Annotated in this window: 16 protein-coding genes; 6 read left to right on the forward strand and 10 right to left on the reverse strand. The window is 39.4% G+C overall.

Going from position 1 to position 16296, the window contains the following annotated elements:
* Positions 1–155: 155 nt before the first annotated feature.
* The 4 genes from PDT38_RS08515 to PDT38_RS08530 form a co-directional block, all read right to left on the reverse strand.
* Positions 156–635 carry a GNAT family N-acetyltransferase gene (locus PDT38_RS08515; RefSeq protein ID WP_270800527.1) on the reverse strand — a complete coding sequence of 160 codons (480 nt, stop codon included), beginning with the start codon at positions 633–635 and terminating at the stop codon, positions 156–158.
* A 25-nt stretch (positions 636–660) separates the two neighbouring features.
* Complete coding sequence (locus PDT38_RS08520; protein ID WP_270800528.1) at positions 661–1074, reverse strand: disulfide oxidoreductase; 414 nt, start codon at positions 1072–1074, stop codon at positions 661–663.
* The gene (locus PDT38_RS08525) at positions 1064–1768 is read right to left on the reverse strand and encodes a thioredoxin domain-containing protein (protein WP_270800529.1); all 705 of its coding nucleotides are present in this window, start codon (positions 1766–1768) and stop codon (positions 1064–1066) included. The genes PDT38_RS08520 and PDT38_RS08525 overlap by 11 nt, the downstream gene beginning before the upstream one ends.
* 93 nt (positions 1769–1861) lie before the next feature.
* Positions 1862–3973: a heavy metal translocating P-type ATPase gene (locus PDT38_RS08530; RefSeq protein WP_270800530.1), complete on the reverse strand. Its 2112-nt coding sequence runs from the start codon at positions 3971–3973 to the stop codon at positions 1862–1864.
* Between the two features lie 543 nt (positions 3974–4516).
* On the opposite strand from PDT38_RS08530, the gene PDT38_RS08535 reads away from it, so the two are divergent.
* The 3 genes from PDT38_RS08535 to PDT38_RS08545 are packed head-to-tail and all read left to right on the forward strand — an operon-like array spanning position 4517 to position 7065.
* The gene (locus tag PDT38_RS08535) at positions 4517–5260 is read left to right on the forward strand and encodes a metal ABC transporter ATP-binding protein (protein WP_270800531.1); all 744 of its coding nucleotides are present in this window, start codon (positions 4517–4519) and stop codon (positions 5258–5260) included.
* Positions 5260–6120 carry a metal ABC transporter permease gene (locus PDT38_RS08540; RefSeq protein ID WP_270800532.1) on the forward strand — a complete coding sequence of 287 codons (861 nt, stop codon included), beginning with the start codon at positions 5260–5262 and terminating at the stop codon, positions 6118–6120. The genes PDT38_RS08535 and PDT38_RS08540 overlap by 1 nt, the downstream gene beginning before the upstream one ends.
* A gap of 18 nt (positions 6121–6138) precedes the next feature.
* Positions 6139–7065: a metal ABC transporter substrate-binding protein gene (locus tag PDT38_RS08545; RefSeq protein ID WP_270800533.1), complete on the forward strand. Its 927-nt coding sequence runs from the start codon at positions 6139–6141 to the stop codon at positions 7063–7065.
* Positions 7066–7189: 124 nt separating this feature from the next.
* On the opposite strand, the gene PDT38_RS08550 is transcribed toward PDT38_RS08545, so the two are convergent.
* The 5 genes from PDT38_RS08550 to PDT38_RS08570 form a co-directional block, all read right to left on the reverse strand.
* The gene (locus PDT38_RS08550) at positions 7190–7405 is read right to left on the reverse strand and encodes a DUF6007 family protein (RefSeq protein ID WP_270800534.1); all 216 of its coding nucleotides are present in this window, start codon (positions 7403–7405) and stop codon (positions 7190–7192) included.
* A 100-nt stretch (positions 7406–7505) separates the two neighbouring features.
* Positions 7506–9926 carry a heavy metal translocating P-type ATPase gene (locus tag PDT38_RS08555; RefSeq protein WP_270800536.1) on the reverse strand — a complete coding sequence of 807 codons (2421 nt, stop codon included), beginning with the start codon at positions 9924–9926 and terminating at the stop codon, positions 7506–7508.
* 29 nt (positions 9927–9955) lie between these two features.
* The gene (gene copZ / locus PDT38_RS08560; RefSeq protein WP_270800537.1) at positions 9956–10168 is read right to left on the reverse strand and encodes a copper chaperone CopZ; all 213 of its coding nucleotides are present in this window, start codon (positions 10166–10168) and stop codon (positions 9956–9958) included.
* Positions 10169–10230: 62 nt separating this feature from the next.
* On the reverse strand, positions 10231–10530 hold the full coding sequence (csoR, locus tag PDT38_RS08565) for a copper-sensing transcriptional repressor CsoR (protein ID WP_270800538.1): 300 nt from the start codon (positions 10528–10530) through the stop codon (positions 10231–10233).
* Positions 10531–10632: 102 nt separating this feature from the next.
* On the reverse strand, positions 10633–11184 hold the full coding sequence (locus PDT38_RS08570) for a DJ-1/PfpI family protein (RefSeq protein WP_270800539.1): 552 nt from the start codon (positions 11182–11184) through the stop codon (positions 10633–10635).
* Positions 11185–12038: 854 nt separating this feature from the next.
* Between PDT38_RS08570 and PDT38_RS08575 the strand changes: the two genes are divergently transcribed.
* Complete coding sequence (locus tag PDT38_RS08575; protein WP_270800540.1) at positions 12039–12560, forward strand: hypothetical protein; 522 nt, start codon at positions 12039–12041, stop codon at positions 12558–12560.
* Between the two features lie 73 nt (positions 12561–12633).
* Here PDT38_RS08575 and PDT38_RS08580 read toward each other — a convergent pair whose 3' ends face one another.
* Positions 12634–13860 (reverse strand): MFS transporter, encoded by a 1227-nt coding sequence (locus PDT38_RS08580; protein WP_270800541.1) that lies wholly within the window; start codon positions 13858–13860, stop codon positions 12634–12636.
* 435 nt (positions 13861–14295) lie between these two features.
* On the opposite strand from PDT38_RS08580, the gene PDT38_RS08585 reads away from it, so the two are divergent.
* Both PDT38_RS08585 and PDT38_RS08590 read left to right on the forward strand, forming a co-directional pair.
* A complete protein-coding gene (locus PDT38_RS08585) occupies positions 14296–15051 on the forward strand; it encodes a tRNA-dependent cyclodipeptide synthase (RefSeq protein WP_270800544.1) in 756 nt (251 codons plus the stop codon).
* A complete protein-coding gene (locus tag PDT38_RS08590) occupies positions 15048–16265 on the forward strand; it encodes a cytochrome P450, cyclodipeptide synthase-associated (protein WP_270800546.1) in 1218 nt (405 codons plus the stop codon). Before PDT38_RS08585 ends, PDT38_RS08590 begins: the two co-directional genes overlap by 4 nt.
* Positions 16266–16296 lie beyond the last annotated feature (31 nt).

Below are 16296 nucleotides of genomic sequence, written 5' to 3' on the forward strand. Positions count from 1 at the left end.
ATTAAAAAACAAGCTTGTCACTCCGATATGATTGAAAAGAGTAATGATGGAAGGGAGTACCTTGAAATGCTAAAAAAGCTCGTTTCAATTTTGACAACACTCATCATGGCTGTCTTATTATATTACTATGTCCAATTGACAAAGTAGACGATAGATTATATGTCTAGAACCATTCTGATCGTTTCGAGGCTATGGTCTTCAAAATCTTTCGTAAATTCAGATTCTTCCGCGAAGCCTTTTGCCTTGTAAAAATACTTTCCAACCTGATTGTCTTTTTCAACATGGACCAATACCTTTTTGACACCTTGAAGCTGCTTGATCCCCTCTTCTAACAAAGCTGTCCCAATTCCTTTTCCCTGATCATCAGGATAGATATAAATTGCTACAAGTCCAGCTTTCCCTTCATCATTAACAAAAGAAAAGTTGCTGAACCCGACGATTTTTCCCTCTATTTCTGAAACAAGGATCAATGAATATTTCTTCCGTCTTTGCATACGTTCATCGCTATATGCCGATTGCAAAAATTTATTTTGAATGTCTAAAGGAATAATCCCTTCATATGTGTGATGCCAGCTCACTTTTGCTACTTTTTGAACTTGAGGGATATCCCGTTTTTCCATGTTCCGAATGATCATTCATTGATCAGCCTCCACTTATGCTTTATTTTCCTTTTTCATTCACAAAACACAGACAAATGATAATCAAAATAAAGGCAGTAAGAGCAAGAAACGGAATCGTCATAAAACCGAACCAATTGACGTATTGCCCTGTGCAAGGCACTCCGGTGACACATGGTTTAATGCCGCTAAACCATGGAAGTTTCTGTTGCAAGTAGTGTGTTAGGGAAATGACTGTACCAACGACCGCCAGCGGGATCACATACTTTTTAACACGCACATCCCCTTGAAATGTTGCAATTCCAAGAATCAGTACCAGCGGATACATCATGATCCGCTGATACCAACATAGTTCACAAGGAATGAACCGACGAATTTCACTGAAGTAGAGGCTACCAATTGTCGCTGTTAACGAAACGATCCAGGCACCGTACAGCCAGAGCTGTTTATTTTTCATCTGCCTTTTTACCTTTAAGTTCTTTGTCAATCGTTTCTTTTAGTTGGTCATAATTAAAAGGTTCTTTCATTTTTACACCGTTTATCACGATCGTCGGTGTTGAATCAACATTGTTCTTCACTATAATCGATTCATCGGCTGCTACCTGTTTTGAATAGGCCTTGTCTTTTAAGCTTTTAATAAGCTTGTCTCCTTTAATTTTTGTATTGGCTTCAACGATTTCAGCCAACTTTGCCGGTGTCGCCCACTCCGTTTTCATATCATCCCCGTCAGGCTGTGCATGATATAAAGCTTCATGGAAAGCCAAAAAGGAATCAGGGTCTTCTTTCCATACTTGTTCAGATGCTAGAGCGCTTAATTCAGAGCCAAGACCATGCTGCTTATTAACAAGATTAATATATGAAAAATTGGCCTTTCCTTTATCAATATAATCCTTTTTTAATTTCGGAAATATGGTTTTGCTCCATTCTTTACAAGGCGGGCATTTATAATCTCCGAATTCAATAATCTTTACAGCTGCATCCTTTTTGCCAATGAGCGGTTGACTTTGATTTTCTGTTAACTGCTTATCATCAAATGTTTGTTGGTCATTTTTAAATTGTTGGTTAATCACAATCAATGCACCGACCAAAAACACGACAATAATTGTTAAAATCACGATCAATCTCATTGGTGATTTCTGGTTTTTTTTCACATAGACACCTCATTATTCTTTAATCACTTTTATTTTAACAAGACAATCTGTCTTCGTGAAGACAGAAAAATAAATTTTTCCAGTTGCATACCATTATTTTCCCTTAATATTTAATACCCGCATCGCATTTAAAACTGCCAAAAGTGTAACACCGACATCTGAAAATACCGCTTCCCACATTGTTGCAATACCAAAAGCACCTAATAGAAGGAAAATACCTTTGATGCCGAGTGCAAAGAAAATATTTTGCCAGACGATTGACTTTGTTCGTTTGGCAATCTGAATCGCTTCAGCAATTTTTGACGGCTGATCTGTCATGATCACAATATCGGCGGCTTCCACAGCTGCATCTGAACCAAGTCCCCCCATCGCAATCCCAATATCAGCCCTTGCTAATACAGGTGTGTCATTGATTCCATCACCAGCAAACAGTAGTTTTTCTCGGGGAAGCTTTTGATTAGCAAGTTCTTCAATGCGGTCCACTTTATGTTGTGGAAGAAGTTCCGCATGCACTTCATCGATGGCAAGTGCCGCTCCGACGGCTTTGCCCACTTCTTTTGCATCACCTGTCAACATGACCGTTTTTTTCACTCCGGCTTTTTTTAAAGCTGAAATTGCCAGTTTTGCATCTTCTTTTAGATCATCTGCAATTAAAATCGATCCGATAAACTTCTGATCAACCGCTACATAAATAACAGTCCCAATTCCTTTTTCTTCTTGATAGAAAATGTTTTCTTTCTTCATTAGTTTGGCGTTTCCAGCCAATATCTGTTTTCCATTTACAACAGCCTGAATTCCTAAACCTGATAATTCATTGTAATCGCTGATGTCTTCTGCACTTACCGGTTTTCCATATGCTTCACGAATCGATTCGGCAATCGGATGTGCTGAGTGATATTCAGCAAGTACCGCATATTCAAGCAGTTTTTCCTCTTTGATTCCTTGATGAGCAGGTACGAGTTTGACAACCGCAAATTGGCCTTTTGTCAATGTTCCTGTTTTATCAAAAACAGCGTATTTCACATCGTTCAGTGCCTCTAAATAATTGCTGCCTTTGACAAGTATACCGGCTTTTGATGCAGCTCCGATCCCCCCGAAAAACCCTAATGGAATGGAGACGACAAGAGCACATGGACAAGATATCACTAAAAAGACAAGTGCCCGGTAAACCCAGTCTGAAACAGTAGCTCCCTCAATTATAAACGGTGGGACAAATGCTAGAAGAAGAGCAGTCATCACCACAAAAGGTGTATAATATTTAGCAAATTTCGTTATGAAATTTTCTGTCTTTGCTTTTCTGTTGCTGGCATTTTCAACTAAGTCAAGAATTTTTGAAACGGTTGATTCATGATATTCTTTGGTGACTTCGACTTCAAGCACACCGTTTTTATTAATAAATCCGCTCATGACTTCTTTTCCAGGTGCGGCTTCCCTTGGAACAGATTCTCCTGTTAATGCTGATGTATCAACGAGTGATTTCCCGTCTAAAACCCGTCCATCTAATGGAATCTTCTCGCCTGGCTTGATGACAATCACATCACCTGTTTGAACCTTTTCAGGCGCTACTTTAACGGTTTCATGTGTCGTTTTCAAATTGGCATAATCAGGACGAATATCCATCAACTCGCTGATTGATTTTCGTGAACGATTGACTGCGGCTCCCTGAAACAGCTCTCCTATCTGATAAAACAGCATAACTGCGACCCCTTCTGGGTACTGCTGAATGATAAATGCACCAGCTGTTGCGATCGTCATTAAAAAATGCTCATCAAAAACACGACCGTGAAAAATGTTTTTGATTGCTCGATATACGACATCACCGCCTATGATCAAATAAGCTAAGAAAAACAACATCAATTCCCAAATTTCATTTGCAGAAATCAGGAAACCGCATACCCCAAGAATAGTCCCTACAGTTAGTCTACCAACCATCTTTTTAGAACGATGATCGACTTGTTGTTCGTGGGATGCCGTCTCTTTCTGCGCCACTTTAATATGTGGTTCAATGGTTTTGATTTTTTTGTTAATGTCTGAAGGTATGGTTTGGCTTCTAGACTTATTAAATGTTACAGTCAAGGTGCTTGTCGCAAAGTTGACTGAACACATGTCGATGTCTTTCATACTAGCAATTTCGTTTTCAATTTTCCGAGCGCAATTCCCACAGTCAAGGCCGTTCAAAATATATTCCTGTTTCATTTTTTCCATCTTGCTTCACCTTCCTATCCAGGGCTGGCTTCTTTTTTCTTATATGAGCATGTATGCATATATACTTCTCCTTTATTATATGCACCAGATGAAATAGGTGTCAATCACATATTCAAATATTCCCGTTTTCTCTTTATCAAAATCAAAATTTGGCATATTGAAAATGATTACTAAACATCCTTAGCTTATCTATTAAATGAACAAACATGTTCTCTGAGAAATATATTTTTATGTTTGTCCTGTAGTTATGGCAACAATGACGGCAAAGTAATGGTTAACAGCGAGACCTTGATATGAGTTTGTTGCTCAATAGCATCAGTTATGAAACTGCTACCCGACACAGAACACATCTCCTTTCATGATTTTACTCTACATGTTTTTTCAGAGGATCTTAGACTTTACAACAAGAGAAAAATATATTAGAATGCAATAAAAGTTGCATTAGGTCAAAAAAATGTCTTTAGGTAATAAAATATTACTCATATAAAAATTTTGGATTTAAGTTAAATTTAAACTGGAGCTAGAAAGGGGTTATTGATTACTATGAAACCCGCAATTACAGTAAAGGATTTGTATGTTTCTTATCACGGATCAGAAGCTCTTCACAACATCAATTTTTCTATTGACCAAGGGAAAATGTACGGGATTATCGGACCGAACGGTGCTGGTAAATCAACACTTTTAAAAGCAATCCTAGAGTTGATCCCCCGAGATAAAGGCGAAATACATCTACTAGAAAAACCGCTTAAAGAGATTCGTAAAAAGATTGCATATGTTCCTCAGCGAAATGACATTGATTGGACATTTCCCATCAATGTTCTTGATACGGTCATTCTCGGAACTTTTCCTGAACTCGGCCTTCTTCGCCGTCCAAAAAAACATCATAAAGATTGGGCATTTCACTGTTTAGAAAAAGTCGGAATGGAGTCTTTCTATAAACGACAAATCGGTGAATTGTCAGGCGGACAGCAACAGCGCATTTTTCTTGCCCGGGCACTTGCACAAAAAGCAGCATTATTTTGTCTTGATGAACCATTTGTCGGTATTGATGTCACAAGTGAAGAAATGATTGTTGCCATACTACAAGAGTTACGCAGTCAAGGGAAAACGATTCTTGTCGTCCATCATGATTTAAGCAAAGCAGACAGCTATTTCAACGAATTAATGTTGTTGAATAAAGAGCTCATTCAAATAGGCTCGGTCTCTGACGTTCTTAAGCCAGATGTGATGATGCAAGCCTATGAATCTCAGCTTCCATTTTTGCAAATGAAACGGGGGGCCATCTAATGGAATTTCTAAACGGCTTAATGGAATACTCTTTTTTACAAAAATCGTTGTTCACCTCAATCATGGTAGGAGTGATCTGCGGAGTGATCGGTTGCTTTATTATTTTACGGGGGATGGCGTTAATGGGTGATGCGATCTCCCACGCTGTCCTTCCAGGTGTCGCGATTTCATATATACTCGGTATTAATTTTTTCTTCGGTGCTGTCTTGACTGGCATTTTGACTGCTCTTGGTATCGGCTATGTCAGCCAAAACAGTCGGATTAAAAATGACTCAGCTATCGGTATTGTGTTTACCGCTTTTTTTGCAGTCGGCATCATACTGATCACACTTGTTAAAAGCTCAAGTGACCTATACCATATTTTGTTCGGTAATGTTTTGGCTGTTCGTTCATCTGATATGTGGATTACCCTTGTCATCGGAATCATTATTCTCACAGCTGTAGTTTTGTTTTATAAAGAACTTTTAATGAGCTCATTTGATCCGACAATGGCTGCCGTTTCCGGTTTACCAAATCGGTTAATTCATTATTTCTTGATGACACTTTTGACTATGGTCACTGTTGCATCACTCCAGACCGTTGGGATTATCCTTGTCGTCGCTATGCTGATCACACCTGCCGCTACCGCTTATTTATTAACAGATCGGCTATGGGTGATGATCTATCTGGCCGCTTTTTTTGGCGCATTGTCTGCAGTTATTGGACTTGGATTAAGCTATACGTACAATCTGTCATCAGGAGCAGCGATTGTACTTGTGACAACAATTCTATTTGGTCTTGCTTTTATGTTTTCACCAAAACAAGGCATACTCTGGAGATCATTGAAATCTAGAAGACAAAGAGCTGCACTTCACAATTAATATTTAGGGGGAAACAACATGAAACGAAAACTAGTTTTTTTTGCTGTTGTCATTCTGCTTCTAATCGCTGCCGGCTGTTCTGGAAAAACGAACAGTAAGCAAAACGGAAAAATAAAAGTCGTGACAACCTATTCAATTCTCTATGACATCGTCAAACATGTCGGTGGAGAGCATATTGATCTATACAGTATCGTCCCCGTTGGCAAAGATCCGCATGAACATGATCCCTTGCCAAAAGACGTCCAGAAGACTGCTGACGCTGATATTGTCTTTTATAACGGATTGAACTTGGAAGCTGGTAACGGCTGGTTTAACAAGCTACTTGAAACGGCAGAAAAATCTGGTGATGATGCCCCTGTTTATAAGTTAAGTGAAGGGGTTAAAGCAAAGCATCTCACCTCTGAAGGAAAAGAAACAGAAGAAGATCCACATGCATGGCTCAATATCCAAAACGGAATTCAATATGCAAAAAACGCACGTGATGCCTTGATCAAACAAGATCCAGATCATAAAGCAGACTATGAAAAAAATACACAAGCCTATATTGAAAAACTGCAAAAGCTTCATACTGAAGCAGTTAACCGCTTTAAAGATATTCCGAAAGAACGCCGTACCCTTGTTACAAGTGAAGGCGCCTTTAAATATTTTGCATCAGCATATGATGTAGATGCCCGCTATATTTGGGAAATTAATACCGAAAATGAAGGCACTCCCGGCCAAATGAAAAGAATTGTTGATACGGTGAAGAAAAAGAAAGTGCCCGCCTTATTTGTAGAGACAAGTGTTGACCCGCGCAGCATGGAAAGTCTGTCAGCAGAAACTGGCGTACCGATTAAAGGAAAAGTATTCACCGATTCTATTGGTAAACCAGGGGAAGCTGGAGATTCATATTATAAGATGATGGAAGAAAATCTTGAGCGAATCCATAAAGGACTTGCTGAATAATGCCAAAACCTGTTGTACCATTGTACAACAGGTTTTTTTGAACAGGTATGTATCAGATGTTAAGCGATTCTGTACGACGAGCTTCTCGTTTCGTAATTGAACTGGTCTTCTGAAAAATAAGCTGCTAGTTTTTTTGGAAAATCAGCTCTTTCACAACATGATAGATCGCAGCAAATCCTATTCCACACAATATGACTATCATTAAGTTTCTAATGATACTCATAAAATTGGTTACAGAAAGATAGACAAATAAAAACCCGATTGGTACGAACAAAATGATGTCCATCATACTGACATGTTTAAATATATCGTATAAGTCATCTTTATGCTTGTTGCTCATAACAGTACCACCTTTATTTATGAATACCGACCACAATTAAAATAGAATAAAAGCTGAAAACTTCCCGACTCGGGAGGTATCCAGCTTTCTTTTACATGTCTTAATTTAGTTTCACCTTTTGCAATCTGAGCGCATTCAGGACAACTGATACTGAGCTGAACGCCATAGCCGCACCTGCTACCCATGGGGCTAATAAGCCCAACGCTGCTACAGGTACCCCAATACTATTATAAGCGAATGCCCAGAAAAGGTTTTGCTTAATGTTTTTGATGGTCTGCTTGCTCATGACGATTGCATCAGCAATACTGTTTAAGTCACCACGGATTAATGTAATATCTGCTGCTTCCATTGCAACATCAGTTCCGGTTCCAATCGCCATCCCTATATCAGCGGCTGCCAATGCTGGAGCATCATTAATACCGTCACCGACCATAGCCACTTTTTTACCTCGCGCTTGAAGTTTTTTCACTTCTTCGGCTTTTCCTTCGGGGAGAACTTCAGCGATCACTTCGTCTATCCCCGCTTCTTTCGCAATCGCTTCCGCTGTTTGTTTATTGTCTCCCGTGATCATGACGACTTCCAATCCCATCTCTTTCAGTCGATTAATTGCTTTTTGAGAGGTCGCTTTGATCGTATCTGCCACAGCTATTAACCCCGCAAATCGCCCATCGATTGCTGTAAGCATTGCTGTTTTCCCTTGTTTTTCAAGCTTATCCATTTGACCCAAAATTGATTGAATATCAACTTGATGCTGTTCTAACAAACGTCTCGTACCGATCAGGACTTGTTTTTCTTCGACAACAGCTTTAATTCCATATCCCGGTACAGCTTCAAAATGACTAGCATCGATTAGGTCAATCCCTCTCTGTTTAATTCCGTCTACGATCGCTTCTGCAAGTGGGTGCTCGGAGTTTTTTTCGGCTGTACCAGCTATTTTGAGAAATTCTGTCTCACTAAGCCATGACGCAGGCTGTACATCTGTCAGCTGTGGTTTTCCGTGTGTAACAGTTCCCGTTTTGTCGAGAATAATCGTGTTTAAACGATGTGCCGTCTCCAAATGCTCTCCGCCTTTAAACAAAATTCCGTACTCAGCAGCTCGTCCTGAACCGGCCATAATCGAGGTCGGTGTTGCTAGTCCTAATGCACACGGACATGCGATCACAAGCACAGCGATCATCTTTTCAAGCGCTGTACCGAATTCTCCGGGAGTTACGAGCGCATACCAGATAAAAAATGTGATGATGGCAATGGCAACAACAATCGGTACGAACACCCCTGAAATTCGATCTGCAAGGCGCTGAATCGGCGCTTTTGAACCTTGCGCCTCCTCAACTACTTTTATAATTTGTGCTAAAGCTGTTTCTTTTCCTACTTTTTCCGCTCTTATTTTTAAAAACCCGTTTTTATTGATTGTCGCACCAATAACCATATCTCCAATGGTTTTATCGACAGGGATGCTTTCACCGGTGATCATCGATTCATCCAATGCTGAACGCCCTTCTACAATCTCGCCATCTGTAGGAATTTTTTCTCCTGGTTTGACATACATCATATCTCCGGCCAACACTTCTTCGATCGGAACTGTCATCTCTTCACCGTTTCTAACGACTATTGCTGTTTTTGCCTGCAAACCCATTAATTTTTTAATCGCTTCAGATGAGCGGCCTTTTGCCTTAGCTTCAAACAGCTTTCCTAAAATAATCAATGTCAGCAAAATCGCACTTGTTTCATAATAAAGACCGATGACATGGTGTTTTGTCATCAGACTTTCAATACTAATATAAAGGCTATAAAAATAGGCGGCTGATGTTCCAAGCGCCACCAAGACATCCATGTTCGCACTTTTATTCCGCAACGCTTTGTACGCACCGATGTAAAACTGTTTTCCGACAATAAACTGAACAGGTGTAGCTAAGGCAAGTTGAATCCACGGATTCATAAATAGGTCCGGCACCCAGATAAATGATGTGAACTTGAAATGGCTGACCATGGCCCACAGCAATGGAAACGATAAAATAGCAGAAAAAATGAATTTTCTCTGCTGCTTATGAATATCTTTTTCTCTTTGTTCCGCTCCCTGATCCCGGTTTCTATCCTCTTTTAATTCCAGCTGATAGCCCAAGTTGTCCACTACCTGCTTTAAATCATCTATTGTTGTAACACTTGGATAGTACTCAACCGTTACCGTTTCAAGAGTAAAATTAACCGGAGCGCTTTTGACACCGGATTGTTTAGATAACCTTTTTTCAATTCGGTTTGCACAAGCCGCACAGGTCATCCCTTTAATGGCAAACTCCGTTTTTTCTGTTGCTACTTGATAGCCAAGAGCTTCAATCTTTTCAGTTAATTGGTTGACTTCAATCTGTGCCGGATTATAATTGACTTTTGCAGTTTCCAAGGCAAAATTGACATGAACATCTTCAACACCATCAAGCCTTTTTAACCCTTTTTCAATTCGTGCAGCACATGCCGCACAGGTCATCCCCGTAATTTGAAGAGTGGCTTCTTTCATATTATTCACTCCTTATACCCTGTATAGGTATATTAGATTCATTGTCCAGCCACATCATATCCCTGTTCTTCAATCTCATCAACAATGTCTTTAACTGTTATTTTCGCTGAATCAAACGTAACATCCACTTTACCAGATTCTAAATGCACTTTTACAGCTTCAACGCCCTTTAGTCCCCCAACATTTTCTTCAATTGCCCGAATACAGTGACCACAAGACATTCCGTTTACATGAAGTGATGTTTGTTCCATATTTAAAACCTCCTCATCATTTGTTTTTATACTACCATACCCATGTAGGGTATTTCAAGTCATTAAGATTTTGAAAACCGTTTAAATACATCAAGCAGTTCTTCAATTGCTTCTTTGCCTTCTCCACTTTTAATCGCTGAAGCTACACAATGGTGTGTATGATTTTCCAACAGATTGAAAGCTACTTTTTGCATTGCCGCCTGCACCGCTGATATTTGCACTAAAATATCGATGCAATAGCGATCATTTTCAATCATATTTTGAATTCCTCTTACTTGACCTTCAATTCTTTTTAACCGGTTTTTCATTTTTTCTTTTTCTTTTGAACTTTTCGGATTTAACATCTGTTCATGCTCTGACATTTGAACACCTCTCATCATTTATTCTGTACCAGAATGATGTTTTTATTATGATAAAACGTTAACAGAAACATCGAGAAAAGAAAACCCCAATTTTTATCGGGGTTATCCTTTTAAAATCGCGAAAAATTCCCTCATAAATTCAGGAAGGTTAGACCAGTCATGTCCTGAGACGAGGTTTCCCTCAACATGCAACTTCTGATCAATATAAGTCGCACCCGCCGCTTCAACTTCAGGCTTACAGGCAATGTAAGCCGTCAGCTCTCTGCCTTTCAGATGCTCTCTCAAACTTGTAAAAATCAAACTAGCATGACAGATGGCGCCGATTGGCTTGTTTTCTTTAAAGAAGTGGGTCACGATCTTTAATAAACGATCATCCATGCGAATATACTCAGGTGCCCGTCCTCCTGGAATAATGATGCCATCGTATTCTGATGGATTTACATCTGCGAATGAAGCGTGTGCTTCGATTAAATAACCCGGTTTTTCGGTGTACGTATCCCAATCTAAGAAGTCATGAACAACCGTATGAAGTTTTTTCTTTTGCGGTGCAGCAATCACCGCTTCAAAACCTTCTTCAAGACAGCGGAAATATGGATAATAGACTTCCAAAGCTTCCACTGCATCACCGGTTACAATTAATACTTTTTTCGCCATCAGACATCATCCCCTTTCCTTTCTTCCTCAATTCTAATCCACTTGTTACTTTTTTTAAAATCAAGTGCTCATGTGTTTAGAGTCAAAGAGCAATTTAAGAAAATAGACTTATTTTACATGTTATATCTTTTAATAAAAAAAGTTTGTTGTAATCTACAAGGTAACTATACATTCCAATGCATAGAAGTTTTCTAGGGATCACACTATTTGACACTATGAACAGTGATACACAGGCTTAAGAAGCTGGTATAAAAGTCCCTCACTACTAAGTGTATACTCAAGATGAAAGAGGTAAGTAAATTTCAATTGACTTTGACAACAAGAGAACATTTAACCAATATTTAAAGACGCATCCTGTTAAACCTAAAAACAAATCCTCCCGATAGCTATTTATCGTACACTTTATGAACGTTACCAAGGCGGGGGGCTGGTCTGTCAGGGCATATGCAAATGTCATGACAAACCTTGCAGGTAACAGAACTCATATTGGAGAAGTTAACCCTTCTTTTTGTTAAACGGGGGCGGCTCTGTATTGGCAATTCTAAAATAACGGTGATTTATATAATTTAGTAAAGAATTGAAATGATAGCGTCTCCTCTGTCATCATTTGCTCAAATTCATTCAGTTTGCGCTGTCTGACGTCTCCTATCTTTCTATACATCGTGCAGTTTTTTTAAAGTTACATTTCACCACAAATCCTCAAACGCACCTTGCTCTTTTTTTCTACCAATTGTCATAAATTGTTCAAAATTAGAATGATCTTACATGTTATATATTGTAATATATGGATTCTTGTTGTAACCTGAAGGCAACCGCACATCCAATGTTGTGTGGAAAAAAAGGAGGTAGTATAAATGAAATTTGCTGTCAGATTACTAGCCTTACTCAGTCTTCTAGGGATCACACTGTTTGGTACTATGAACAGTCAAGCACAGGCTCAAGAAGTTGGTGCGAAAGTCTCTCACTACCAAGTGTATACTCAAGATGATAGTGGAAAACAAATTTCAATTGACTTTGACAACAAGAGGACATTTAACCAATATTTAAAGACACACCCTGTTAAACCGAAAAACAAATTCTCTCTGGCAGCTCCTATTTACAGTACACTTTACGAACACACAAACGGCGGGGGTTGGTCTGTCAGAGCATATGCAAATGTCATGACAAACCTTGCAGGAAATGCTAATGATGCCGTATCATCTGTCAGAACCCATCCACATGGAAATTACACCTATGTTTATATACATGCAAACGGAGGCGGTAATGCATTAGCTTTGGCTAATACAGGCGGCCTATATAATTTACTTGGACCTGTCGGTGACGGTTCAAAAACATGGAATGATGAAGTTTCTTCTGTCTTAGTTCGCTCAAATTAATTCAGAATGGAGGCTGCTTGACAGCAGCCTCCTATCTTTTTTTAAGCCAAAAGCAAAAAACGATTTGTTATACCTATGATCTTGCAGCTTTTTTATTTGCCACTTTTAGTGACGCTTTTCGTAATCTATTTCCCATAACGGCAAACATCAGCAGGCTAACGACTGCATATAGGACTCCAAGGCAACTGAAAATCAGAACAGATGATAGTTTTTCTAAGAGATAGCCGGATATAACGGGTCCGCTCGCCATTCCTATATATCTGATAAAGTTAAATACCCCTATTGCACTACCACGATTTTCCTCAAACTCGTTCGTTATCATTGTTGAAAACATCGGCGGAATGAGCCCCATTGTGATACCAAAAACAATGAGAGCTATGGACATGACAAACAAAGAAAAAGTATGTGTAAGTCCAAAAAACACGATGCCGCCTGCAGCTGTTAGATTTCCATAGACGAATAAACGCTGTAGTGATATTTTCTTTTGAATCGATTTGAACACCATACTCCCTACAATTGTGCTTACTGCTATCGGTAAATAAAGCATACCGACAATTTTCAAGTCAAGATGATAGCTATCCGTCAACAAAATAGGCAAATAAACAATGATTGAAAAATAAGCAAAAAAGATGATAAAACTTAAAATTAATATAGCATTCCCAATTTTATTTTTGAACATATCACCATAGTGAGATAAAAGTTGTTTGGCACTAAAACGGTCTTTTTTCTTCGTTTTTTCTTTTGGAAAACAAATTGCATTTACTAAAAACAGAATGATTGAAATGCCTGTCAAAAACCAGAAAATTCCCCAATAGTTAAAACGGTCTCCAATAAATCCCCCAAGCAATGGTGCAACGGCTGGTGCCAAAGACAGTAACATTTGATAAGTCCCCATTGCACTACCCCGTTTTGTTCCTTCAAACAATCCGCCAATTGTGGTCGCCGCGATTAGAGGAAGTGCTGCTGTTCCCAACGCTTGAAGTACTCTAAAAATGAGAAATACCGTAAAATCTTGAGCAAGAGCACAACCCATGCTAGCGAAAACGGTCATGATCATACTGGCTAGCACGACAAACCTCGCACCTTTAAAATCAACAATTGATCCAATAATGATCTGCATAACGGCTGTAATGAAAATAAAGATGGAAACTGATAAGTTCACCATAGTGACAGAAACATGGAAAGAGTCTCTGATTAAAGGAATGATCGGTGAATAAATGTTTTGATTTAACGAAGCAAAAAATGCACTGAGACACACTAAATACAAAATAAAAGTCGTACTTAGTTTTAAGGTTTTCACGAAAACCGCCTGCCTTATGTTGGTTTATAACACTTTTTAATATTGTTAACCAGTTAACAAAAATATTGTAACGCGCTACTCTTTTATTGTCAATGCCTCAACTTTAATATTTCTTTACATACATTTTGTTCGTCCTGATTTTCCCCGCAAACAAATAGCATTTTTATGTATAATCAGACAAAATGTTACTATTTTTTTCATATTTTGGACTTAGGCCCTGTTGACATCTGGAAAAGTTCGGGATAGAATGACTATTGTTTACTAGTAAACTTTTATTTTTTTCATAACCAGTCTTTAACACCCGCACTAGTGCGCAAACCACAGTAGATTTTTATTCGCCACACTCCATTTGCATTAGTCTTAGTCTATTCTAAGCTCTACTCACAGTACGATATTCACATTGATTGACAAATTGTCCACTGAGGAGTGAAATCAATGACAGAGCTTATGACCAAGAACAAACTTCATTCATTCAAAACAGAAACATTAACACAAAACTGCACTGAAATATTTGAACGCCGCCATCATGTTTTAATTGGGATCAGCCCGTTTAACAGTCAATTTTCTGAAGATTATATTTATCGACTGATCGGCTGGGCAATCAATGAATTCGAACATGTAGAGGTACTGTTGGCAGGAAAGGAAGCAGCCAATCTGCTTGAAGCACTTGGAACTCCGAGGGGAAAAGCCGAACGCAAAGTTCGAAAAGAAGTCTCTCGAAATAAAAGGTTCGCAGAACGTGCGCTCAAAGCACATGGCGGCAATCCGGAAGCCATTCATACGTTTTCTGATTTTACAGAGCAAACCGCATACTGTCATTTGCGAAATGAGGTTGATGATGCGTTTTTTGAACAGCCCCACTTCCGTAAAGCATGCTTAGAGATGTCTCAGGCAGCAATACTAGGACGAGCCCGAGGCACTCAGACAGCGATTGATGAGGTTAGTGAAGCGATGCTGAATTTGGCCGTTGAGTACGTGATAGCAGAATTACCGTTTTTTATCGGGGCACCGGATATATTAGGAGTGGAGGAAACACTTCTTGCATATCACCGCCCCTGGAAGCTCGGAGAACAAATATCTAATCATGAATTTGCGATTAGAATGCGACCGAATCAAGGATACCTCATGGTCACCGAGCAATCCGAGAATGTATGTTTGAAATCTAAAAACCTGCAGGAGGTCAAAAGATGAACCATTCTCTTAAAAGTTTTAGTGTGCTGTCTGAAAGCTACCATGAGGATCCATATCAATATTTTTCATATCTTCGTGAAACAGATCCAGTTCATTATGAAGAATCCCTTGACAGTTATTTTATTAGTCGTTATCAAGATGTTCGCCATGTTCTTCAGCACTCGGATATCTTTACAACAAAACCATTAACCAAACGGGCAGAACCGGTTATGCGTGGACCAGTACTCGCTCAGATGCATGGCAAAGAACACACGGCTAAACGAAGAATCGTTTTACGGCGCTTTGTCGGAAATCCGCTTGAACATCTTACTCCATTAATCAAAGAAAATGCCGAAAGGCTTTTGGCCCCATATCTTGAAAAAGGGCGCATTGACCTTGTCAATGATTTTGGTAAAACATTTGCCGTCTGTGTAACAATGGATATTTTAGGACTTGACAAAAAAGACCATGAAAAGATCAGATCTTGGCACAGTGGTGTTGCTGAATATATTACGAGTTTAAATCAGTCACCTGAAGATCAGGCTCACTCTCTTAAATGCAGTGAACAGCTTGCTAACTATTTAAGTCCAATAATCGCTGAACGGAGAGGAAACCCCGGGCATGATTTAATTTCGATTTTATGCACTTCTGAGTACGAAGGTGTAGCCATGTCGGATAGAGACATTCGAGCATTAATTCTGAACATATTACTTGCCGCAACGGAACCAGCAGATAAGACACTTGCGTTAATGATCTATCATTTGCTACATCATCCTCAACAAATGAAGGATGTACTTGAAGATCGTTCACTGCTCCCTCGGGCAATTGCAGAAACACTACGTTATAAACCGCCTGTTCAACTTATTCCACGGCAGCTTTCTCAAGATGCCGTCATCAGCAATGTTGAACTGAAGGAAGGTACAATCGTATTTTGCATGATTGGCGCTGCCAACCGTGATCCCGAAGCTTTTGAAAATCCGAATGAGTTCAACATTTACCGCGATGATCTTGATGTCAAAAGTGCATTTAGCGGCGCTGCCCGCCATCTTGCATTCGGCTCAGGTCTTCATAACTGTGTAGGAGCAGGCTTTGCAAAAACAGAGCTTGAAATTGTGGCCAACACCGTACTCGATCATATGCAAAACATCAGATTAGAAAAGGATTTCGTTTATCGCGAAACAGGACTTTATACGCGTGGTCCTGTCTCACTTCGAATCTTATTTGATGCCGTTTAAAAGCCGCCCTCCCCACAAGGGGGGGTTTTTC

The sequence above is a fragment of the Bacillus changyiensis genome (genome assembly GCF_027706145.1).
Taxonomy (GTDB): domain Bacteria; phylum Bacillota; class Bacilli; order Bacillales; family Bacillaceae; genus Bacillus; species Bacillus changyiensis.

Bases quoted from the DNA above. Each gene is read 5' to 3' on its own strand.
- PDT38_RS08520 (WP_270800528.1), bottom strand. From the start codon at position 1,074: ATGAAAAATAAACAGCTCTGGCTGTACGGTGCCTGGATCGTTTCGTTA.
- PDT38_RS08590 (WP_270800546.1), top strand. From the start codon at position 15,048: ATGAACCATTCTCTTAAAAGTTTTAGTGTGCTGTCTGAAAGCTACCAT.
- csoR (WP_270800538.1), bottom strand. From the start codon at position 10,530: ATGTCAGAGCATGAACAGATGTTAAATCCGAAAAGTTCAAAAGAAAAA.
- PDT38_RS08535 (WP_270800531.1), top strand. From the start codon at position 4,517: ATGAAACCCGCAATTACAGTAAAGGATTTGTATGTTTCTTATCACGGA.
- copZ (WP_270800537.1), bottom strand. From the start codon at position 10,168: ATGGAACAAACATCACTTCATGTAAACGGAATGTCTTGTGGTCACTGT.
- PDT38_RS08540 (WP_270800532.1), top strand. From the start codon at position 5,260: ATGGAATTTCTAAACGGCTTAATGGAATACTCTTTTTTACAAAAATCG.
- PDT38_RS08575 (WP_270800540.1), top strand. From the start codon at position 12,039: ATGAAATTTGCTGTCAGATTACTAGCCTTACTCAGTCTTCTAGGGATC.
- PDT38_RS08530 (WP_270800530.1), bottom strand. From the start codon at position 3,973: ATGGAAAAAATGAAACAGGAATATATTTTGAACGGCCTTGACTGTGGG.
- PDT38_RS08545 (WP_270800533.1), top strand. From the start codon at position 6,139: ATGAAACGAAAACTAGTTTTTTTTGCTGTTGTCATTCTGCTTCTAATC.
- PDT38_RS08515 (WP_270800527.1), bottom strand. From the start codon at position 635: ATGATCATTCGGAACATGGAAAAACGGGATATCCCTCAAGTTCAAAAA.
- PDT38_RS08585 (WP_270800544.1), top strand. From the start codon at position 14,296: ATGACAGAGCTTATGACCAAGAACAAACTTCATTCATTCAAAACAGAA.
- PDT38_RS08550 (WP_270800534.1), bottom strand. From the start codon at position 7,405: ATGAGCAACAAGCATAAAGATGACTTATACGATATATTTAAACATGTC.
- PDT38_RS08570 (WP_270800539.1), bottom strand. From the start codon at position 11,184: ATGGCGAAAAAAGTATTAATTGTAACCGGTGATGCAGTGGAAGCTTTG.